The sequence below is a fragment of the Nioella aestuarii genome (genome assembly GCF_050896395.1).
Taxonomy (GTDB): domain Bacteria; phylum Pseudomonadota; class Alphaproteobacteria; order Rhodobacterales; family Rhodobacteraceae; genus Nioella; species Nioella aestuarii.
On the sequence record NZ_JBPBBA010000008.1, the window covers coordinates 53,779 to 74,121 of the forward strand.

At 61.2% G+C, this 20,343-nt stretch carries 22 protein-coding genes; 10 read left to right on the forward strand and 12 right to left on the reverse strand.

All coding sequences use genetic code 11. The features are described 5' to 3' along the window. The first annotated feature begins 23 nt into the window (after positions 1-23). The 3 genes from ACROHD_RS07245 to ACROHD_RS07255 all read left to right on the forward strand — a co-directional run bounded on the left by ACROHD_RS07245 (position 24) and on the right by ACROHD_RS07255 (position 3,550). On the forward strand, positions 24-2,120 hold the full coding sequence (locus ACROHD_RS07245) for a malate synthase G (protein WP_432676779.1): 2,097 nt from the start codon (positions 24-26) through the stop codon (positions 2,118-2,120). Between the two features lie 112 nt (positions 2,121-2,232). Then, positions 2,233-2,655, forward strand: a complete 423-nt coding sequence (locus ACROHD_RS07250) for a GlcG/HbpS family heme-binding protein (RefSeq protein WP_432676781.1) — start codon at positions 2,233-2,235, stop codon at positions 2,653-2,655. Between the two features lie 115 nt (positions 2,656-2,770). Then, on the forward strand, positions 2,771-3,550 hold the full coding sequence (locus ACROHD_RS07255) for a gamma-glutamyl-gamma-aminobutyrate hydrolase family protein (protein ID WP_432676783.1): 780 nt from the start codon (positions 2,771-2,773) through the stop codon (positions 3,548-3,550). On the opposite strand, the gene ACROHD_RS07260 is transcribed toward ACROHD_RS07255, so the two are convergent. The 6 genes from ACROHD_RS07260 to ACROHD_RS07285 all read right to left on the reverse strand — a co-directional run bounded on the left by ACROHD_RS07260 (position 3,534) and on the right by ACROHD_RS07285 (position 7,772). Further along, positions 3,534-4,214, reverse strand: a complete 681-nt coding sequence (locus tag ACROHD_RS07260) for a DUF4386 domain-containing protein (protein WP_432676785.1) — start codon at positions 4,212-4,214, stop codon at positions 3,534-3,536. The two genes, ACROHD_RS07255 and ACROHD_RS07260, sit on opposite strands and share 17 nt — an antisense overlap. A gap of 118 nt (positions 4,215-4,332) precedes the next feature. Beyond that, positions 4,333-4,515: a hypothetical protein gene (locus ACROHD_RS07265; protein ID WP_432676787.1), complete on the reverse strand. Its 183-nt coding sequence runs from the start codon at positions 4,513-4,515 to the stop codon at positions 4,333-4,335. Positions 4,516-4,594: 79 nt separating this feature from the next. Further along, positions 4,595-5,653 (reverse strand): FliG C-terminal domain-containing protein, encoded by a 1,059-nt coding sequence (locus ACROHD_RS07270; RefSeq protein ID WP_432676789.1) that lies wholly within the window; start codon positions 5,651-5,653, stop codon positions 4,595-4,597. An 89-nt stretch (positions 5,654-5,742) separates the two neighbouring features. After that, positions 5,743-6,651, reverse strand: coding sequence for an N-acetyl-gamma-glutamyl-phosphate reductase (gene argC / locus ACROHD_RS07275; RefSeq protein WP_432676791.1), 909 nt, complete (start codon positions 6,649-6,651; stop codon positions 5,743-5,745). 110 nt (positions 6,652-6,761) lie between these two features. Beyond that, positions 6,762-6,923 (reverse strand): hypothetical protein, encoded by a 162-nt coding sequence (locus ACROHD_RS07280; RefSeq protein WP_432676793.1) that lies wholly within the window; start codon positions 6,921-6,923, stop codon positions 6,762-6,764. Between the two features lie 165 nt (positions 6,924-7,088). Continuing rightward, positions 7,089-7,772: a winged helix-turn-helix transcriptional regulator gene (locus tag ACROHD_RS07285; RefSeq protein WP_432676796.1), complete on the reverse strand. Its 684-nt coding sequence runs from the start codon at positions 7,770-7,772 to the stop codon at positions 7,089-7,091. Between the two features lie 188 nt (positions 7,773-7,960). Here ACROHD_RS07285 and ACROHD_RS07290 point away from each other — a divergent pair, with 188 nt between their 5' ends. After that, positions 7,961-8,176, forward strand: a complete 216-nt coding sequence (locus tag ACROHD_RS07290) for a tautomerase family protein (protein ID WP_432676799.1) — start codon at positions 7,961-7,963, stop codon at positions 8,174-8,176. A 36-nt stretch (positions 8,177-8,212) separates the two neighbouring features. Here ACROHD_RS07290 and purB read toward each other — a convergent pair whose 3' ends face one another. Beyond that, a complete protein-coding gene (purB, locus tag ACROHD_RS07295; RefSeq protein ID WP_432676802.1) occupies positions 8,213-9,520 on the reverse strand; it encodes an adenylosuccinate lyase in 1,308 nt (435 codons plus the stop codon). Between the two features lie 151 nt (positions 9,521-9,671). On the opposite strand from purB, the gene ACROHD_RS07300 reads away from it, so the two are divergent. From ACROHD_RS07300 to ACROHD_RS07320, 5 genes are all read left to right on the forward strand, one after another. Next, entirely contained in the window at positions 9,672-10,949 is a 1,278-nt protein-coding gene (locus tag ACROHD_RS07300) for a VHL beta domain-containing protein (RefSeq protein ID WP_432676805.1), read from the forward strand. 91 nt (positions 10,950-11,040) lie between these two features. Next, positions 11,041-11,343 (forward strand): hypothetical protein, encoded by a 303-nt coding sequence (locus ACROHD_RS07305; RefSeq protein WP_432676807.1) that lies wholly within the window; start codon positions 11,041-11,043, stop codon positions 11,341-11,343. Beyond that, on the forward strand, positions 11,340-11,762 hold the full coding sequence (locus ACROHD_RS07310; RefSeq protein WP_432676809.1) for a DUF6314 family protein: 423 nt from the start codon (positions 11,340-11,342) through the stop codon (positions 11,760-11,762). Before ACROHD_RS07305 ends, ACROHD_RS07310 begins: the two co-directional genes overlap by 4 nt. Positions 11,763-11,803: 41 nt before the next feature. Further along, entirely contained in the window at positions 11,804-12,601 is a 798-nt protein-coding gene (locus ACROHD_RS07315; RefSeq protein ID WP_432676812.1) for a VHL beta domain-containing protein, read from the forward strand. A 115-nt stretch (positions 12,602-12,716) separates the two neighbouring features. Then, positions 12,717-13,571 carry a VHL beta domain-containing protein gene (locus ACROHD_RS07320; RefSeq protein WP_432676814.1) on the forward strand — a complete coding sequence of 285 codons (855 nt, stop codon included), beginning with the start codon at positions 12,717-12,719 and terminating at the stop codon, positions 13,569-13,571. A 23-nt stretch (positions 13,572-13,594) separates the two neighbouring features. Here ACROHD_RS07320 and ACROHD_RS07325 read toward each other — a convergent pair whose 3' ends face one another. Together ACROHD_RS07325 and ACROHD_RS07330 are read right to left on the reverse strand one after the other, a co-directional pair. Next, a complete protein-coding gene (locus ACROHD_RS07325) occupies positions 13,595-14,002 on the reverse strand; it encodes a Rossmann-fold NAD(P)-binding domain-containing protein (protein WP_432676815.1) in 408 nt (135 codons plus the stop codon). A 69-nt stretch (positions 14,003-14,071) separates the two neighbouring features. Continuing rightward, the gene (locus ACROHD_RS07330) at positions 14,072-14,698 is read right to left on the reverse strand and encodes a class I SAM-dependent methyltransferase (RefSeq protein ID WP_432676818.1); all 627 of its coding nucleotides are present in this window, start codon (positions 14,696-14,698) and stop codon (positions 14,072-14,074) included. Between the two features lie 87 nt (positions 14,699-14,785). On the opposite strand from ACROHD_RS07330, the gene ACROHD_RS07335 reads away from it, so the two are divergent. After that, on the forward strand, positions 14,786-15,673 hold the full coding sequence (locus ACROHD_RS07335; protein WP_432676820.1) for a LysR family transcriptional regulator: 888 nt from the start codon (positions 14,786-14,788) through the stop codon (positions 15,671-15,673). An 8-nt stretch (positions 15,674-15,681) separates the two neighbouring features. Here the strand turns inward: ACROHD_RS07335 and trpE are convergent, their stop codons facing one another. The 3 genes from trpE to ACROHD_RS07350 all read right to left on the reverse strand — a co-directional run bounded on the left by trpE (position 15,682) and on the right by ACROHD_RS07350 (position 20,316). Then, entirely contained in the window at positions 15,682-17,193 is a 1,512-nt protein-coding gene (trpE, locus tag ACROHD_RS07340; RefSeq protein ID WP_432676822.1) for an anthranilate synthase component I, read from the reverse strand. 6 nt (positions 17,194-17,199) lie between these two features. Next, positions 17,200-19,059, reverse strand: a complete 1,860-nt coding sequence (locus ACROHD_RS07345) for a peptidylprolyl isomerase (protein WP_432676825.1) — start codon at positions 19,057-19,059, stop codon at positions 17,200-17,202. Positions 19,060-19,128: 69 nt separating this feature from the next. Then, entirely contained in the window at positions 19,129-20,316 is a 1,188-nt protein-coding gene (locus tag ACROHD_RS07350) for an aminotransferase (protein WP_432676827.1), read from the reverse strand. Positions 20,317-20,343: the final 27 nt, after the last annotated feature.

The window sequence follows — 20,343 nt, forward strand, 5'->3', positions numbered from 1 at the left end:
GGACGTTCAAGAGGGATTTGGCCATGACAACGCGCAGCGACAAACACGGGCTTCAGGTGGATGATCGCCTTGTGGCGTTTATTGAGACACGCGCCTTGCCGGGGACCGGGGTGTCGGCCGAAGACTTCTGGTCAGGTTTTTCTGCGGTGGTACATGACCTTGGGCCAAAAAACCGGGCCTTGCTGGAAAAGCGCGAAGAGATCCAGGCTCAGGTAGATGCCTGGCATGTGAACCGGCGCGGCCAGCCTCATGATCAGAAAGCCTACACAGCGTTTCTGCAAGAGATCGGCTATCTGGTGCCGGAAGGCCCCGATTTTATGCTGGAAACCAGCGCGACCGACCCCGAAATCGCGGCGGTTCCCGGCCCGCAACTGGTGGTCCCGATCATGAACGCGCGCTTTGCGTTGAACGCGGCAAATGCCCGTTGGGGCAGCCTGTATGATGCGCTTTATGGCACCGATGCCATGGGTGATTTGCCGGCGGGTAAAGGCTATGACGCGGCGCGCGGCGCGCGGGTTATTGCCTGGGCCAAGGACTTTCTCGATGGCGCAGTTCCGGTAGAGGGCGGCTGGTCCTCCGTCACGGATATGGCGGCGCTGACAGGTCATCCACAGTTTGTCGGAACCTCTGCCGGCGGTGTAGAATATGTTTTCAAGAACAATGGCCTGCACATCCGTGTTAAAGTAGATTCAAGCAGCCCGATCGGGGCATCGGACCCGGCGGGCATCTCCGATGTGATCTTGGAATCCGCGCTGTCCACCATCATGGATTGTGAAGACTCTGTTGCTGCCGTGGACGCAGAAGACAAGGTGTTGGCCTATTCCAACTGGCTGGGCCTGATGAAGGGTGACCTGACCGAGGAGGTCAGCAAGGGCAGCAAGAGTTTCACCCGTGCGCTGAACCCGGATGTGAGCGTTGTGACACCTTCAGGTGAGACATTGGTGCTCAAGGGCCGGTCGCTGATGCTGGTGCGCAATGTAGGCCACCTGATGACCAACCCTGCGATCCTCGACCGCGACGGTCTGGAAGTCGGGGAAGGGTTGATGGATGCGATGGTGACAACGCTTGTCGCCATGCATGACCTTGGCAAGCCGGGCGGCAATTCCGTGACCGGATCGGTCTACGTTGTGAAGCCCAAGATGCACGGGCCGGAAGAGGTGGAATTTGCAGACGAGATCTTCACACGCGTCGAGGCCGCACTGGGCCTGCCGCACTACACGGTGAAGCTGGGGATCATGGACGAGGAACGGCGCACGTCAGCCAATCTCAAGGAATGCATCCGGGCCGCCAAGAACCGGGTGGCGTTCATCAATACGGGCTTCCTTGACCGCACTGGCGACGAGATTCACACCAGCATGGAAGCCGGGCCGATGCTGCCCAAGGGTGAGATGAAATCGACCCCCTGGATCGCCTCCTACGAGGATCGCAATGTCGATATCGGACTGGCGTGCGGATTGCAGGGTAAGGCACAGATCGGCAAGGGCATGTGGGCGATGCCCGACATGATGCATGCGATGCTGGAGGCCAAGATCGGCCACCCACAATCTGGCGCGAACTGCGCCTGGGTTCCGTCGCCCACGGCGGCCACGCTGCATGCCACGCATTACCATAAGGTCGACGTGCTGGCCCGGCAGGAAGAGATCAAGTCAGGCGGCGCGCGCGGCACGCTGGCGGATCTGCTGACCATTCCCGTGATGGAGGGGCGCAATCTGTCCGATGAAGAGGTCACGCAGGAAATCGAGAACAACGCGCAGGGCATTCTGGGCTATGTGGTTCGGTGGGTCGACCAGGGCGTCGGCTGTTCAAAAGTGCCCGATATTCACGATGTGGGCCTGATGGAAGATCGCGCAACTTGCCGGATTTCGTCCCAGGCGCTGGCCAACTGGCTGCATCACGGCGTGGTCAGCGAAGCGCGCGTGATGGCGGCGATGAAGAAAATGGCCGAGGTGGTGGACCGTCAGAATGCGGGCGATGCGAACTATCGTCCGATGGCGCCGGGCTTTGACGGAATTGCCTTCAAGGCAGCCTGCGATCTGGTGTTTGAAGGGCGTGTTCAGCCCTCTGGCTACACGGAACCGGTTTTGCATCGGCGGCGGTTGGAACTGAAGGGCTCTGCCTGAGAGGACTTGCCTGTGGCAGGTGTTCCAGTTGAGTATTTTTGCCAAGAAGAATGGGCATCCGGGCAGTCCCTGACGGGACCGGGCACACCGTTAACCTTAATGGAACGTTGACATGATCACACTCGACCAAGCGAAGACAATGGTGCGCGTGGCGCGCGAGAAGGGCAGCGAGTTGGGCCTGAAGCCGCTTTCGGTGGCGGTGCTGGATGCGGGTGGGCATCTGCTCGCGTTTGAGCGCGAAGATGGGGCCAGCCCGGGCCGGTTCGAAATCGCCCGCGGCAAAGCCTATGGTGCTGTGATGCTGGGAATGCCGGGTAGCGCGCAGATGGCGCGGGCCGAGGATCAGGCTTATTTCATGGCTGCCGCGAACGGCGCCTTCGGCGGCAAGGTTGTGCCGGTGCCGGGCGGCGTTCTGGTCAAGGACGCCTCTGGCGAGGTGATCGGAGCCGTGGGTGTCACAGGCGATACGTCTGACAATGACGCCAAGGCTGCAATGGCCGGGATCGAGGCAGCGGGGCTTATCGGGGTCGCATAAGCGCCTCAATATCAGGCAGCGCACAATCCGCGTGGGATCTGTGCGCTGACGCCGCTTTCCTCGCTGGACGAGGCGGCTTATATGCTTGGGAAAGCGCTGGAAACAGAGGATCCCCATGCAGCGACCGGTCATCGGCATTATCGGCAACCATCACCTGATCAATGATCAGTATCCGACCCATGCAGGCGGCACGATGAATTCCGAGGCGATTGCCGAGGTGGCTGACTGCGTGCCCCTGCTGATCCCGGCTGATCCGAGGTATGCATCCACGGCCGAACTGCTGGAAATCTTCGATGGGTTTCTGTTCACCGGCGGGCGGCCAAATGTCCACCCCGAGGAATATGGCGAAGACCCCACCGAGGCGCATGGCGCGTTCGATCGCTGCCGGGATGCTGTCAGCCTGCCACTTATTCGCGCTTGCGTGGACAGGGGTCAGCCCATTCTGGGCGTTTGCCGGGGATTTCAGGAGGTGAACGTCGCCATGGGCGGAACGCTCTACCCCGAGATTCGCGACCTACCGGGGCGGATGAACCATCGGATGCCTCCTGACGGGTCGCTGGAGGAGAAGTTTGCCCTGCGCCATAGCGTTTCCTTCACCGAGGGCGGGCCGTTTCACCAACTGCTTGGTGCGCGCGAGGTGATGACCAACACGCTGCACGGGCAGGGGATCAAGCGCGCTGGCGCGCGGGTTGTGATTGACGGGCAGGCGCCCGACGGCACGCCGGAAGCAATCTATATCGCCGATGCGCCAGGCTTTACCCTGTCGGTTCAGTGGCACCCAGAGTACCGGGCTGCGGAAGACCCGGTCTCGCGGCCCTTGTTTGAAGCTTTCGGACGCGCCGCACGGGCCTGGGCTGATGGGAAGCGCACGGTTCCGGTCAAGGGCGTGGCGTAAACGCCTGCGCTGCGCGAAGAAGAAGCCACAGACAGAAGGCAAGCTCGGCCAATAGTGGAACCACATAGGCTGGTTCGAAAGCCGCAACGCCCCCCGGAGCGATGATGCGCAGCGCAGCACCCGCGACATAGACCGGTGCCGCGCCTGCCATAAGCCAGCCGATCCAGCGGGGCAGGCCAGGCGATTGTAGCAGGATCAGCGCCAGCAACCCGCAAGAAACGCCGAAGAAAGCCAAGCCAAGATCATAGCCCTGCGCTTGTAGCAAAAGGTTTGCCAAACTCAGCGCCTCGCGCCCCGGCAGATCACCAGGCAGGGTCAGCAGCGTCAAAGCCATGGTCTGGTTGAACAGGTTCGCACCCAGGATCGCCGCCTGAACCATGCGAAAGGCGCTCATCAGGGCCGCAAGAACCGGGCTGATCGGCGCAAAGAGCAGGTAGAGCAGGAAGGCCAGAGCCACATCTGACAGGATCATCACCAGATCGAGCAACAATGACAGCCGAAATCCCGTCATGTTCGCGCTGATATTGGTGGCGGTTTGCAGGGCGTTGTCGGGGGCCAGCAGGGGGCCACGCAACAGCAACTCGGAACTTAGCCCCGTGACGATGATCACGAGGTAGAGCAAGCCCGCAGCTTTGGCGAGACGAAACAGAATGGGGCGGGGCATGACGGCATCCTTTGGCAAATGTGGATCAGATGCCCCAGGGTCTACGCCCCATCACGTCATACGTTAATTGCTGAAATTCGTCATCATACCATGCATAAATGCATGACACGCACGTCTTTCAGGTTGATTTTGGACCGCGTAACTCTTTGATATGCCCACGGATCGCGCGCCATTTTTCGGCTTCAGCGGTGTTTCCGGCTGTCTCTTCCGCAATTGCCTTTTGGGCGGCCTCCGCCTCGGCTTTGTCGCCATGCGCATTATAGAGCGCGTGGGCATATTGGATCAGATCACTTGTTCCCATGTCAGTTTCCTCCTGTTTGGGGATCGCTGCGGGTGGGGAGGACATGGTGTGCCGGGATGCCGTTTCGGTCAAGTCATCCCTAATCTTCCGGCTCGATCAGGCGGATTTCGCCGCTATCGGCTAGTTTGCGGATCGCGCTCACAAGTTCTGCCATCGCGGCCTCCCCCTCGGGGCCGCGTATCTTGCCGCGTGCCTCTGCGTCGTCGCGCAGCTGTTCGGCCATGCGTTTGGACATGTTTTCCAACAGAAATTCAACGGCGAGCGGCGCGGCCTCCATCGCGGCGGCAAGAGCCACGACAGTGGTTTCGGCATCAAGCGCGCGCATGACCTTTGGCACGTCCTTTTGGTCCAACCGTCTGGGGATGTGTTCAAAGGTAAAGATCGCCTTGCGCACCAGACCGGCAAAGTCCGCATCGGTGCTATCCAGCCCCTCCAGCACCTTGTTGCGGGTTGCCGTTGCGGCGGCGTTCAGGATTGCGCCCACCCGATCTGCCGGGGGGCTTGCGAAGGCTTTGCTCGGCTGTGCCTGCAATTGGTCGAACAGGGACCGGCCGACGCGCGCGATGGTCTCTTCCCCGATGGACGAGGTCAACGCCACTGCATGGGCAACCACATGGGCCCGATCCTCTGGCAATTCGGCCAACAGGGCGGCGGCTTTCGCAACCGGTAATTTGGATAGCAGGATAGCGCAGACTTCGGCGCTTTCACTGGATAGTAGGGTTTTCAAGCGGTCTGGGTCAGCCGCGGCAATGCGGCGCCAGGGATCGGGCGGGCTATAGCCCTCTGCCAGGTCCGTCAGTCTTTCACGCGCTTCATCCGACAGGTGATCGCGCACCATGTCGAGCGCGCCCGCGACGCTGCCGGGAAAGGTTAGGCCGAGCGTGTCGAGCGCATGGGCGAATTCACGCGCCACGGCGGATAAGGTATCACGGTCGATCGGGCCGAGCCCGGCCAGCCGCCGAACCAACGCCTCCTGCTGGCGCAGGGACAAGCCCGTCAGCCTTGGCATCGCTCCTTCGGACAGTAACAGCCGCACGATCACCGCAGCCTTGTCGGCATTCGACATCTGCAAAGGCGGCGCTGGTGCGTCCACAAATCGTTCTGTCAATTGCATCGTCAGCCCCACGTCTGTTGTCACTCACCCGACAGGCAGGATCGGAGAACAGGAGTTAAGGGCTGGTAACCCGCCGCAAGGAAAGCGCGGCGGGTCTTGTTAAAATCGGACCGTTACAGTCCGGCGTCTTCCGGTGCGCCAATCATCAGGTTGAGGTTCTGCACGGCGGTGCCCGATGCCCCCTTGCCCAAATTGTCAAGCGTTGCGGTCACGGTCAGGATCCCGGCGGACTCGTTGCCATGAACCGAGATCTCCATCCGGTTGGTTCCGTTTACGGCTTGCGGGTCAAGCCGAGCGGGGGCGTCCACCACATCGACAAATCGTGCCGTCGCGTAGAAGGCGCGCAGGGTGTCTTCGATCTGCGCTTTGGATGGCGTTCCGGGTAGTGCTTCGCGATGCAGGTGCATCTGTACGATCATGCCTTGCGCATAATTACCCACTGCTGGCTGGAAGGCAGGCTTTCGGGTCAGCCGGCCATAGCGCATGATTTCGGGCACATGTTTGTGGGCCTGCGCCGTGGCATAGAGGAAAAAGTCGGGTGCGGTGCCTTGGTCGAATTCGGCAATCAACGCATTGCCACCACCGGTATAGCCAGACGTGCCGGTCAGCACCACGGGCGCATCTTCAGCCATCAGCCCTGCGTCCCGAAGGGGCCGGACCAACGAGATGGCTCCGGTCGCGAAGCACCCAACATTGGCCACCCGCGACGCGCCCTTGATCGCCTCGACCTGACCGGGCAGTTCCGGCATCCCATAGACCCAGCCATCCGCAATCCGATGGGCGGTCGAGGCGTCGATGATCCGGCAGTCGCCCGCCAGTGTCACGGCTTCGATGGCGGCGGCGTCGGGCAGGCACAGGATCGCGACATCGGCTTCCGCGAAAGCCTCCGCCCGGGCGACAGGATCCTTTCGGCGTTCATGCTCCACCTGTACAAGGGTGATATCCTCGCGGGCTGAGAGCCGTTCGAGAATTTGCAGGCCGGTCGTGCCGGCTTCACCGTCGATGAAGACCTTCGCCGTCATGGGCTGTTCCTTTGTGGTCAAGTGGTGGTGGGGGAGGTAGCGTGTTTCAAGCAGGGGCTCAACGCCAAAGCGCAGCCCTCGTCACAGCACGTCTGAAAAAGGGGCAGGGGTCAGCTGCTGACCGAAGTCTCGCAGCGCCCGGTTACTGGGTCCCAGGTCGTGCCATCCGTGCAGCTGGCTCGTCGGTCACCATGCTCGCAGCCCGATTGGGCCAGTGCCGCAACAGGCGACAGGGCGAGGGAAATGGCGACGATCAAAGCGGCGGGGCGCATGGGGGCCTCCTTTGGGAAACACTGCTTTCATAGCATAGATTTGCGATCATGCGAAGATGTCTCATACTGCGCGGCAATCGGCTGAAACGACCGTTGAATAGACCGGCTATGCCATGCAACACGGTTTTTGAGCCGCGTCCTGTTGCTGAAAGACGGGACGGGCCATCAGGCCCGGCCGACTAAGCCCGCCTTTTTTGCAGTGCTGTTGGAACTGTCAGCAAAACTACTGCGTATCAGCCATTTGGTCAGGGTTCGCGCCATCAGGTCATGGCCGTCAAGGGATATGCGGCCTTTGTCGATCTCCTTCTCGAATGTCGAATGCCCCATCCAGGCCGCTGTCAACGTCCGAAGCTCGCAAACGATATAGAGATCGACCGTGAACTTGGGGTCGGTGTAGCAAAGGTCCGTCTCTTCGCCGGGTTTGGAGACCAGCCAATAATTCGTTGTTCCTTGCGGCGGGTTGTTCAAGATGAACTGGATGACGCTCTTTCGCTTTGGAAGATGGAGCTGGTCGATCTTCCCACGGATCTTCCACATCAGCATCCGCGCATCCAAGCCCTGAAGCGACACCGCACAGTCGACATTGCGATGCGCCCATTCGCCAAGTCCGTGGATCAGGGGCTGCAATTCGTCGGCAATTTGGCTGGTGAAATACTCGGCATGTGCGCCCGGTCCTGCCTCCTGCCGGACAATCAGCCCGTGAGCTTCCATTTCTTTGAGACGCTTTGATAAAAGGCCCGGCGACATGCCCGGCACGCCCCTTTGAATTTCGTTGAACCGGGTTGATCCAGACCACATTTCGCACAGCAGCAACATCGTCCATCGTGGTTCAAGCAGGCTTGCGGCCATCGCGACAGGGCAGAACTTCGGGTAGCTCGTATCTGACATAGCGGCACCTCCCCTCAAAGCTAAGCATAGGGGTGGGTGCTCAGTCCACTTCACAATCTGTAGTGGATTTACTGCAGAAACGAGACTGGCTGGCGATCAAAGCCGCTGACAGCATTCAGGGCATGGTAACCACAACAAGGGAGATGCACATGCCACTGGTTGATATCGAGGTGATCGAAGGGGTCTTCGACGAAGATCACAAAGCCCAGATGATCCACAAGGTGACCGATGCCATGGTCGAGGTCGAAGGCGAGAATATGCGCGGCGTAACTTGGGTAAGGGTCAAGGAGGTCCGCAGCGGTCAGTGGGGGATCGGCGGCACAACACCGAGCGCCGCAGATATCAAGGCGATGGCCGCAGGGTGATAACCGGGGGCGAGCCTAGCGGCTCGCCCCTATTTCTCAGTCCTCGCCGAACACCCGGGCGAAGATCGTATCGACGTGTTTGGTGTGGTAGCCCAGATCAAATTTCTCGTTGATCTCGTCTTCCGACAGCGCCGCGCGCACCTCTTCATCCGCCAACAGTTCTTCGCGGAAATCGGTGCGGTGGTCCCAGACCTTCATGGCGTTCCTTTGCACCAGCCGATAGGCGTCCTCGCGGGAAACGCCTGCCTGCGTCAGCGCCAGCAGCACCCGCTGCGACATCACGAGGCCGGGGAATTTATTCATATTGTCCAGCATGTTCTGCGGGTAGACCAGAAGCTTGTCGATCACACCGGTCAGGCGGTTCAGAGCGAAATCGAGGGTGATGGTGGCATCCGGCCCGATCATCCGTTCGACGGAGGAATGCGAGATATCGCGTTCATGCCACAGCGCCACGTTTTCCATCGCCGGGATGACCGCCATGCGCACCAGCCGCGCCAGGCCGGTCAGGTTCTCCGTCAGAACCGGGTTCTTCTTGTGCGGCATGGCGGAGGAGCCTTTCTGCCCCATCGAGAAGAATTCGGCCGCTTCCAGTACCTCGGTGCGCTGCATGTGGCGGATCTCGATCGCGATGTTTTCGATCGAGGACGCCACGACGCCAAGCACCGCAAAGAACATGGCATGGCGATCACGCGGGATGACCTGTGTGCTGATCGGTTCCGGCACGAGCCCCATCTTGTCGCAAACGTGTTCCTCGACTGCCGGGTCGATGTTGGCGAAGGTGCCGACCGCACCGGAGATGGCACCGGTGGCGATCTCGGCGCGCGCATCGCGCAGGCGGGACAGGTTGCGGTCCATCTCGGCGTAGAAGCGCGCGAAGGTCAGGCCCATGGTGGTGGGTTCGGCATGGATGCCATGGCTGCGGCCGATGCGGACGGTGTCCTTGTGTTCATAGGCGCGGCGTTTGAGGGCGGCCAGCAGGGCCTCTACATCCGCGATCAGGATATCGGCGGCGCGTACCAGCTGTACATTCAGCGTGGTGTCCAGCACATCGGACGAGGTCATGCCCTGATGAACAAAGCGGGCTTCGTCATTGCCAATGATTTCGGCCAGGTGGGTCAGGAAGGCGATGACGTCATGCTTGGTGACGGCCTCGATCTCGTCGATCCGGGCAACGTCGAAGTTGACGTCCTTTGCCTTCCAGACGGCCTCGGCATTCTCACGCGGGATCACACCAAGATCGGCTTGCGCGTCGCAGGCATGAGCTTCAATTTCGTACCAGATGCGGAATTTTGTTTCCGGGCTCCAGATAGCGACCATTTCGGGGCGGGAATAACGGGGGATCATGGGGCGCAGCCTTGCCTTTGAAGAGGAGTTGGCGTCCTCTTAAGGGCAGAGCCACCAGACCACAAGTTAAGGGGTGTCGCAGTGGCCCCGGAATTCCGCGCCGCCTTGGTTGTTGACCCGAATGCGTTGTAATTTCAGATGGGAGAGTGATTTGAGACGTATTATTTTTGGTCTTGCACTTCTGACTGCAGGTCTGGTTTGCACAGGGCAGGTGTCCGCTCAGGATCAGCGGGTCTGGGAATATCGGCCCTCGGAACCGGGCGTTCTGTTCCAGAACCAACCCGGACTGACATATTGGATGCCATATGCAGAGCCCCCGGTCTTTGACAGCACCTGCCATTTGACGGAACAGGGAACGGCCAATGTGAACATGATGTTGCAGATGTCTACGTCGCTGCCGAATGCGACCCTGCAATCTCTTTCCATGGTGTCACCGAATGGGCAGGCGTTCCGTTTCGACGCAACGATTTCGCATTCCGATGCATCGCCGAATGATGCAACTGCAAGCATATCCATCCCGATTGAGCATCCTGCCGCAGTGGGGCTAACCCATTGGCCGCGCTTTTCCGCAATGCTGCCTGACGGGGCGCGGTTCGATCTGGTTCTCTCGCCAGAGGCGCACCAGGCCGCGACCGAGTTTCTTGCCGATTGTGCCACTCTGCCGACGGCCCCACCCCCGGTTCCGGGACCGCCGGAAATTGCATGGCACTATCAGCCGGGAACCGGCAGCTCCGGCGGAGTGCTGAGCAACTGGTTCCTTGAATTGTCCCTGCTCGAATTCGAGGCGACATGCACAGCCCCGGGCATGGCGTCGATCCGTATGGCGGCGCAGGCCGACCCGATGGTGGATGGGCAGGCGGCAAGGCTTCGACTGAACGGGCCTGATGGTCAGCCAATGCTTATGGACGGGACTCTTTTTCGCTTTGAAGGGGGGATTGGCGATATCGGTTTTGCGGTGGATCTGCCACTGGAACACCCCTTGTTCGAGTATCTCCTTTCCGGAAACTACCTCGGCTACGGATTAGAGGGGCACGCCGGCCTGAACGAGCTGGATGTGACGCAGGCAGGCACCGCTGTCAGTGCGTTTCTGGGAGAATGCGCACCGTCATCTGGCGCATCAGGGGCGGGCGGGGCAGGGCTCGTGCCTCCCTCGGACAGATCCGGCTGTGCCGACTACGGGCAGGTACAGTCCCAGCCAGGCGTTGCGCCGTTTCAGGCGACCTTCGTCAACAGGCAGCAGGCCGCGCGCGTCCTGTTCTGGATCGACTATCAGGGGCAGCCGCAACAGATGGCCTATCTGGACCCCGGCTATCAGGTCACGATCGGCACGGATCAGGCCCATGTCTGGCTGGTCACTGACAGCAGCGGGCAATGTCGCGGCATGGTCAGGCCGGTGCCGGAGCGACCCGTCATAGAACTGGTCGAATAAACAATCTGGGGATGTCTCTGAAATGCGAATGAGGGGTTCACCGAAGAACGTTTTTCCCTTGTGTGCACTATGCGGTGCAGCCCTGCTTCTTTTGACCGGCAAAGCCCTGGCAGACTGGGTGCAGCTGGATGATGCCGGCATCACGGCAGCCCTGACCGACCGGGAGTTCTTATATGAGAATACGGCCACGCAACATTTCTATGCATCAGGTCGCACCCGCTATACGGCTGCAGAACCGAGCTGGGGCTACTGGCGGGTGGAGGATGGCCAATATTGCAGCCAATGGCCTCCGGGCCTTGGATGGGATTGTTACGAGGTCTTTGAGGATGAATCCGGCACTGTCCGGTGGGATGATCCTTACGGCAACAGCACCATGGGAAGGCCATTGAGGTGAGGCAACTGTCTGAATTCGAAGGGGTCTGGCAGCTGAGCCGCCAGATTGAGGATGCCCGTGCCGGGCTAAGCGGACACCTGCAAGGCGAGGCGCGCTTCGAGCAGGGGCAGGGTGGGCTGATCCTGACGGAACGCGGGCAGTTGACCTACGGTTTGGGGGCGCCCTTGCAGGCCGAACGGCGCTATCTGTGGCGTGAAGAGGCAGGCGGTATCGCCGTGTTTTTCGAGGACGGACGGCCCTTTCACTGGTTTTCCGCCGAGGAGACCGAAGCCAGCCACGACTGTCCGCCGGATCTTTACCATGTGAGCTATGATTTCAACCACTGGCCGCAATGGAGAGCACGCTGGCAGGTTTCAGGCCCGCGCAAGGATTACATGATGGAGAGCTGCTATACCCGCCAAAGCGAAGCACCTGATTGACCAGGTGTCAGGATGCGGCGGTCTTTCGACAGGAGAGTAATATGAAAGTACTAGGTATGAGTGCCCTACTGGCGTTGGCTGGTTGGGTCAGCTGTGCAGCAGCTCAGGGGATGGATTGGGTCTATACCAACTGGACCCCGGTGCCAGGACAGCCGCCTTCGATCTCTCTCGACTATGGCGTTGCTTATTCGGATGCCGTGCAGTTCAGTTTGAATTGCAATGCAGGATCTGCAGGGACGATGGTTCACGTGGATTTCTTTTCAGCGATCGGGCCGATGTCGCATGGTGGACCCGTCATTGTTTCCGTGATGTCGCCCGGCCAGCCGCCTATTCAGATCCCGTCGGAGGTATTTTCCTGGGAAACCGGACATACAGGCGCGCGGGCTGAACTGCCGATTTCCCATCCTTTCTTTTCTGCGCTTCAGGGATGGTCCGGCCTGTCCTTCCAATTGGCGGGCCAGCAGACCATTGCGCTGCCGGCAGATCAGGGCCGGGACGCTATCGCGAGTTTCGTTGCCGACTGCTCTGCGATTGTGTCGGGGGCAGGACCTTCACAGCCCGGTTCGGCGCTCAGCTGCGATACCTACGGCAGCGCCTATTCGGTGTCCGGTCATGTTCCTCAGCAAGTGACCTTTTTCAATGAAGCTGATGCAGCGCGGGTTCTGTTCTGGATCGATTATCAGGGCCAGCCTATTCAGATCGCGATTGTGGAGCCGGGACTCTGGGTGACAATAGACAGCTTTCTGACCCATCCCTGGCTCATCACGGATATGGGGGGACTCTGCCGGCAGGTGATGGAACCGCAATCCGGGCAGGATTGCTACGAAATTTCAAATTGATGGCTGCCGGCTTTCGGAAGAGTCTAAAAAAGTGTTAAATAAACACTATCATTTTGCCGCCGAGTTCCTTAATGATGGAAGCATCATTTGAATCACCCTAGCGAAAGCCAATTTCATGATCCGTTTCCCCCTGATCCTCGCCTCAGCCGTCCTTGCGGTCAGCTCTGTCACTGCCACCGCGCAGCAGGGCTATAGCTGGCAGCACTATGCTCAACCGTCCTCCGATCCGTTCCAACCCCTTGTGACGCTGGTCTATGGTGTGCCGGAAACCGATGACATCCAATTTTTCGCCAGCTGCCAGATCGGTGCAGGAATGCCCTATGCGCTGGTGCAGATTGCCGCCGATACGGCCGGCCTGCCCAATGGCGCGGCGGTGTCGATGTCATTTACCGATGGGGCGGGTGCGGGCACCATCCTTGACGGGTCCATCATCGGTGTGAATGCCGAATTCGGCATCACCGGGGTGGAACTGGCGCTGGAGCTGGAGGACGGCCTGTTCAACCTGATGCGTGCGCGCGATGTATTGAGCTATGCCATTCCCGGCGGGCAGGGCTTCGAGATTGGCACTGCGGGCGTCGCCGGGCCTATGGATCAGTTCCTGACCACCTGCGCCGATCCCGTGGCAGGCGCGGCCCCGGTTACCGGGGGCGAACTGCCGCCGCCCGCGCCGGATGCCCATGGCTGCGAGATGCTGGGCCAGGTCCTGTCGCTGAACGGCAACCAGCCGCAGCAGATCACCCTGACCAACATGACCGACGGCTATCGCGGTGTCGTCTGGATTGATTATAACGGCGATTTCGTCGACATGGGTGCGATGAACGCGGGTGAGTCGATGACGATCGACAGCTATGTCACGCACCCGTTCATGATCACGGACGGGCCGGGCAACTGCCTTGAGGTGATGGTGACGACCGGCGGCCAATCCAGCTTTGCGATCACCGCGCCCGGGCAGTTCTTCGGAAACGAGTGACCGGGCAGGGCGGCGGGGATCACCTAACCCTTGTCGCCCTTCATCAGCCTGTCGGCCTTCTTACGCACGAGTACGCTGCGCAGGTCGTGCATGGCCATCAGCAGCCGGTCGGTGACATCCTCCAGCGCGTCATCATCCGCGCGCGACTGCGCCCATTGCGCGGTCAGGTTCAGATGGTCGATGGTGCGGTGGATGTCGTCCAGATCGCGCCGCGCCAGCAGCGCCTCTCGCTCGGCCATCCAGTCAGCGATAACCTTGGTTTCCTGTGGTGTCAGGACGTGATCGCCATGGGGTTTTACCCGGCCGTTCTTTATGTTCACGACCGCGATTTCCGTCATATCGATGCGCCTCTGGCGGTTTTCAGTGTCCACCCGATAGACCGCGGCGCCATTTTCGCGCACCCGAAAGTAGAACTCTGGTAATTCTGACATGAAAAGCGCCCCGCCAATATGGCCTATGGAGGCCAATTTAGAAACGGGGCACTTGGCTGTCAAAGCCTGTCAACGCTTGCGCGCGACGAAATAGGGGCGTTTGGCGGAATTGTTGAAATCCTGCGTGTCCGTGATCTCGAAGCCTGCGGCCTCGATCCGTATGCGCAGCGCGTCGGCCGTGAGGTAGAGCACATGCGGCGCCTTGTTGAAGAGCTGCATGGTCGCGATGAGCGGCCGGAAGGGCGAAAGTGGCCCGCCGAGGCAGACAGTCTTGGAAATCATCAGCCCGCCTGGGGCCAGAAGGGAATGGATTTCTGCAAGCCCCGCGTCAAGATCATCCAGCAAATGCAAGGCGTTGAAGGCCAGAACCGCATCGAAAGGCCCCTCGGGTAATTCCCCCCGATCCGCCGCAGCCTGCACGAAGCTGAGGTTTTGCAGGCCCGCGTCCCAGGTTTTCTCGCGTCCGATCTCAATCATTTCGGCCGACACATCTGTCGCCACAAGCTCTGCGACTGAAGGGGCAAGCGCGATTGCGGTGCTTCCAGTGCCGCAGCCAATCTCCAACACCCGATCACCGGCCTTGAGATAACTGCGTGTATGGTCGAGCGTGGCCTCATAGGCGGGAATGTCGCCCACGGGGCGGGCGGCATATTTCCGGGCGACCTTGTCCCAGAAGATGGCGGCGGTGGCTGTCATGGCGTGTCTCCTTTGTTGGGCAGGAGGTATCTGGCGGGCATACTAAAAGAAATTGCAGAAATCCGCAGTCGGTTTATACGGATATGCATGAATTGGGCCGCGATATCTTTTGACTGGAACCAGGTGCGCGCCTTCCTTGCGACGGTAGAGGAGGGGACGCTGTCAGGTGCGGCACGCGCCTTGCGGTTGACGCAACCCACGCTTGGGCGGCAGGTCTCGGCCTTGGAGGAAAGCCTGAACATCACGCTTTTCGAACGGGTCGGCAAAAGCCTGATCCTCACACAGGCGGGCATGGACCTGCTGGAACATGTGCGTGCCATGGGCGAGGCGGCGAACCGCATTTCGCTGTCGGCCGCGGGTCATGTGCAGGAGGTGCAGGGTGAGGTGCGCATCTCGGTCGCCGATGGATATGCCGCCTATATCCTGCCGGACATCCTGAAACGCCTGCGCCGCGAGGCACCGGGACTGACCATTGAAATCCTTGCAGAAAATCGCGTATCCGACCTGCGCAGGCGCGAGGCAGACATTGCCATTCGCCATATGCGGCCCGAAGACCCGGAACTGATCGGCAAGCGCCTGCGTGATGGGACCGGCAGTTTCTATGCCTCAAAAGAGTGGCTGGACCGGAACGGGCGCCCAAGCACAATGGCCGATCTTGAAACCATCGAGATGGTGGGTATCGACCAGCCCGAACGCATGGTGGCGGAGCTGAACAAGCGGGGCATTCCGGTCAGCCATGTCAATTTCCCGATCCGCACGCTGAATTCGGTGGTGGCCTGGGAAATGGTGCGGCGGGGGCTTGGGGTTGGGGTTGGCTCCGACCTTGTGGCCGCCGGCACACCAGAGGTGGAGCGCCTGCAGATCGAAGGACTTGCCCCTATCACCTTCCCCAACTGGCTGGTGACGCATCGAGAGCTGCGCAACAGCCGCCGCATCCGGGTGGTGTTCGATCTGCTGGCGGAAGAACTGGGGTAACGCGCGTCTCAGCTGTTGCCGCGACCAGAAAAAAGGCTCGCTTCCTCAGCCGCTTTGCGCAGAGCCCGCGATTTGTTCACGGTTTCCTGGTACTCGGCCTCGGGGTCGCTGTCATAGACCACGCCGCCGCCCGCCTGAATATAGAGCTTTTCGTCCTTCAGAACCGCCGTGCGCAGCGCGATACACATGTCCATGTCGCCGCCCGCACTGAAATAGCCCACGCCGCCGCCATAGACGCCGCGTTTTTCAGGCTCCAACTCGTCGATGATCTCCATCGCGCGGACTTTGGGCGCGCCGGATACGGTTCCGGCGGGAAGGCCCGCCAGCAGCGCGGACAGCGCATCGTGATCGTCCGACAGCTCGCCCACCACGTTCGACACGATATGCATGACATGGGAATAGCGTTCGATCACGAATTCCTCCGTCGGGCGCACGGTGCCGATCTTGGACACGCGGCCCGTGTCATTGCGGCCCAGATCCAGCAGCATCAGGTGCTCGGCCAGTTCCTTCTGGTCGGCCAGCAGATCAAGCTCCAACGCCTTGTCTTCCTCGGGTGTCGCGCCCCTTGGCCGTGTGCCCGCAATCGGGCGGATCGTCACCTCGCCGCCGAAGACCCGCACGAGGATCTCGGGGCTGGCGCCAATCACCTGGAAGCCGCCAAAATTGAAGAAGAACATAAAGGGCGATGGGTTCGTGCGGCGCAGCGCGCGGTAAAGCGCGAAGGGTGGCTCGGGAAAATCCTGCGTCCAGCGCTGCGAGGGCACGACCTGAAAGATGTCGCCCGCGCGGATATAGTCCTTGGCCTTCTCAACCGCCGCGAAATAATCGGACTTGGAGAAGTTCGAGACCGGCTCTGCCACCGCATGAGCCTCGCCCATCTCGCGGGCGGCCGTGGTGGGGGCGCGTTCCAGATCGCGCACCGCGTCCATCACCCGTTCCGCTGCCTGCGCATAAGCGGCACGGGCGGACAATCCGCCACCCACCCAGGCGGGGGAAACAACGGTGACTTCGCCCTTCACCCCATCCAGAACCGCGATGACCGAAGGCCGGATCAGCACCGCGTCGGGCAGGCCCAGAGGGTCGGGGTTCACGTTCGGCAGGTGCTCGACCAGCCGGATCATATCATAGCCGAGATATCCGAACAGCCCCGCCGCCGCGGCGGGCAGATCGTCTGGGATGTCGATGGCACTTTCCGCCAGCAGCGACCGGATCGCCTTGAGCGGCGGTTCCGAACACGGGTCGAACGCGTCGCGGTCATAGCGGGCGGACCGGTTCAGGCGGCTGGTGTCGCCCCGGCATTCCCAGATCAGATCGGGTTTCATCCCGATGATCGAGTAGCGTCCGCGCACCTCGCCCCCGGTGACGGACTCGAGGATGAAACTGTCCTTGCCGGCATCGGCAAGCTTCATCATCACCGACACCGGCGTGTCCAGATCCGCGGCGAGCCGCGTGTAGACGAGCTGGTTCTTGCCTTGGGACCAGCCCTGCTCGAACGCCTCAAATGACGGGGTCAGTGCCATGGTGCCTCAGGGAAACTGTGCGTTGACCGCGTTGATGACGGCGGGATCGAGCGAAATGCCGATCTCGGCTTCCAGAGCCTGCCCGAAGGCCTCGAACACGTCTGCCGCAATAGAGTTGGCGATCTGCGCCCCGAACAACCCTTGCAGCGCCGCCACTTCCGGCGTGCCACGGGTGCCCTGATTGATGCTGTCGAGCCGGGCGATATAGGCCGCTCGGGCCCCGGGGATGACGACCATGTCGCCGGGGGCGTCCAGTTGGAAGACCTGCGGCACAAGGGTGGGCGGGGCATCAGGGATAAAGTCCTGACGACGGATCTGATCCTCGGTGGTAAGCGCCAGCCCCTGATCCTCAAGGCTGCCGGTCAGGGCGAGGTTCGCAAGGATCGCATTTGCGCGTTCCTCAAGGCGAATGCGCAGCTGTGTGGCGCGCCACGCGGCGGCAACCTCTGCCTCGATCTCTTCCAGTGGCGGGATGGACGGCGGAACGACCGCGTCAAGGCGCAGCGCGAACTGACCACCGTCAGACAGAGGAAGAAGTTCCGGGAAATCGCCTTCTTGCGCGACGGCGGCAGCCTCGACGAAGCTATCATAGGCGGCAATGCCCTGATCCATGCCGTCGAACCAGTCAATGGTGGCAAACTGCATGTCGGTTTCTTCGGCCAGTTCTTCCAGCGTGGCGCCACCGGCCAGCAGATCGTCCAGTTCCTCCAGCATGTCGTCGATGGCGCGGCGGGCGGCATCCTCGGCCAGTTCGGCGCGCAGATGTTCGGCGGCGTCCTCATAGGGCACTTCGGTTGCGTCCAGAACCGCATTGATGCGGAAGAGAGCAGGGCCAAAGCGGCTTTCCAGGGGACCGATGATCTCGCTTTCGGTGTCGGCGAAGATTACCTCGGCGGCAGCGGCGGACAGATCACCGGGCGCGGTTTCGCCAAGGTCCACATCGTCCAGCGTCAGTCCGCGATCCTCAACCAGGGTGTCGAAGTCCGTTTCGCCCGCATCCAGCGCGGCACGGGCGGCGTCAGCCTCTTCCTGTGAGGGGAAGACCAGCCGTTCCAGCAGGCGGCGTTCGGGCTGGACATATTCTTCGATCCGTTCGTCATAAAGCTCGCGAATCCGTGCTTGTTCGACCTCGACAGTATCCAAAAGCATATCGGGAATGATCCAGGCGTAAGAGATCGTCCGGCTTTCAGGACGCTCAAAACGTTGGCCGTTCTCGTCGTAATACTCTTGGAGATCCTCGGGCGTGGCAGCAGCCAGACCCGCGGTCAGGTCGGTTTCGGTCACGCGGGCAAGGGTGAATGTCCGGGTTTCGGTCTGATAGGCGACCATGATCTCGGTGAAGGCGTCGGGCGTCGGCAGACCGCCGATGACAGCGGCTTGCAGGATCGAGCGGGACACATCTTCGCGGATGGTGTCTTCGAATTCTTCGACACTGTAGCCTGCCTGACTCAGCGCAAGCTCATAGCCTGCACGGTCGAAATTGCCGTCGATGCCCTGGAAGGTGGAGGTTGTGGTGATCTGGCGCGCCACCTCTTCGTCTCCAACTGAAAGCGACATCTCGCCAGCTTCATGGGTCAGCGCGGCACGGGCAACCAGACCCTCCAAGATGGCGCGGTCAAGCCCGGCTTCCCTCAGATCGCTGAGTGTCTGATAGGGGCCGCCTTCAGCGGCCTGGGCGCGCAGTTCCGCCTGAATGGCGCGGGCGTAGGCATTGGCCGAAATCGAGGCGTTGCCGACTGATCCGACCTGAATCGCCGATCCCCCGAAATTGCCGATGCCGAAGCCTGCAAGCCCCACCATGAGAAGGGCGAGAATGGCCCAGACGAAATAGTCTGACAGCTTCCGTTTGCCTGCGCGTCGTGCCATGCCGGATATCTCCCTTGATCTGGCTCTGAAGCGCAGGTTTAGGGGGTCACGGCAGGGGGGGCAAGAGGCTCAGAGGGAAAGCTGGGAAAGTCTGTGCCCAACTTCGGCCAATCCGGTGGCATCTGCGTTGGCAAAGGCGATGCGCAGGGTGGTTTCGGCCTGTCCCGATCCGCCCTGTTCCCGAAGCGGGCCGAACATGGTGCCGGGCAGGGTCAGCAGACCGGCTTTTGACACCATCGCCTTGGCAACCGCATCAGAGCGCAGATCGAACGGGTGGCGCACATAGGCGAAATAGGCCCCGCATCCCAGCAATTCCCACCCGGAGAGCCGCTGAAATGCCGTTTCCATCGCCGCGCGGCGGTTCAGAATTTCCAGCCGCTCACCCGCCAGCCAGTCGCCAAGGTTCTGCATCCCCCAAAGCGCGCCGATCTGGCCGACCTGGCTGGGGCAGATGGCAACAGTGTCGAGGAACTTTTCCACCTCGAACAGCCGCTCGGGGCTGGCCACGATGGCGCCGACACGGTGGCCGGTCAGGCGGAAGGATTTGGAGAAGGAATAGAGCTGGATCAGCGTGTCGTCCCAGTCGGGATCGGCAAACAGATCATGCGGCGCGCCTTCAACGGAATGGAAATCGCGATAGGTCTCATCCACGATCAGCGCAATCTTGCGGCGGCGGCACAGGTCGCGGAAGGCGGCCATTGTCTCGGGCGGATACTCAACCCCACCGGGATTGTTGGGCGAAATCAGAACGATGGCGCGGGTGCGGTCGGTGATCAGCGCCTCTGCCGCAACCGGATCAGGAATCAGGCTTTCACCGGTCGCCAAAAGCTGTGCCTCGACCCCGGTCATGTCCAGCCACATCTTGTGGTTGAAGTAGTAGGGCGTCGGCAGGATCACCCCGTCGCCTTCTCCCGCCAGTGTCGCCATGACGGCGCAAAACGCCTGGTTACAGCCCGAGGTGATCGCCACCTGATCAGGCCGCACGGTGCCACCATAGCCACCGGTCCATTGCGCAGCCAGTTCGGCGCGCAATTCGGGGCGGCCCAGGACCGGCCCGTAGAGATGGCTGTCTGCCTGGGTCAGCAGTGCTTCGGCCATTGCCTGTCGCAGGCCCTCCGGCGGGGGGTCGGCGGGCGCGGCCTGGCTGAGATTGATCAGTGGCCGGCCGGCAGGGAAGGTGACCCCATCGATCCAGCGCCGCGCCTCAATGACCGGGGGCGGAAAGGTGGCTGCGAATCTGGGGTTCAGCACATGCATGGCGCGCCTCGTCGGATTGTCTGGAAC